Genomic DNA, 617 nt, shown 5'->3' with positions numbered 1-617 from the left:
TAACAAATTGAACTAATTTCTATTTATGACTTAAACATTTGTATTTTCTTAGATTACATAGATTTTGTCTAAGTGTACCTCAAATAATTCTTCAGGAGTTTTATAGTTAAGTATTCTCCTCGGAAGAGTATTCATCCATTCTTCTATGAAAGCAATGTCATCAGAAGTGTAGTCCGAAATACGTTTACCCTTTGGGATGAACCGACGTATTAGACCATTATGGCGCTCATTAGTACCTTTTTCAAAAGATGAATATGGGTGAGTAAAGTACACCTTTGTATCTGTTTTAGTTTCAAGTGTGGATAAGTTAGCAAATTCAGAGCCATTATCACCAGTTATAGTTTTGAAAACTTGGCTAAATTGCTTGCCAAATAAACTGCGTACTCTATCAAGAGCATCAGTAACTGCTTCAGCTGTTTTAGCCATTATTTCAACTACCATAGCATATCTAGTTTTACGCTCTACAATTGTAAGCAGTACATTATCATTATTAGATTTTTGGCCAATAACAGTATCTATTTCCCAATGACCAAACTCGTTGCGGGTGTTTATCTCTAATGGACGATCTGATATGCTAGAACCAAGTTTTTTCTTATGCTTTTTGACTGTATTAGACT

General features: G+C 33.7%; 1 protein-coding gene. It reads right to left on the bottom strand.

The window, feature by feature from the left end; translation table 11 throughout:
- Positions 1 to 48: 48 nt before the first annotated feature.
- Positions 49 to 617, bottom strand: a 569-nt coding sequence (locus tag CLOBL_RS27380; protein ID WP_143323988.1) for an IS30 family transposase, incomplete at its 5' end; no start/stop codon positions are given.

The organism is Clostridium sp. BL-8, from assembly GCF_002006495.1.
GTDB lineage: Bacteria > Bacillota > Clostridia > Clostridiales > Clostridiaceae > Clostridium.
The sequence above is the reverse complement of the archived record's forward strand: the minus strand, read 5'-3'. Positions and strand labels throughout refer to the sequence as shown.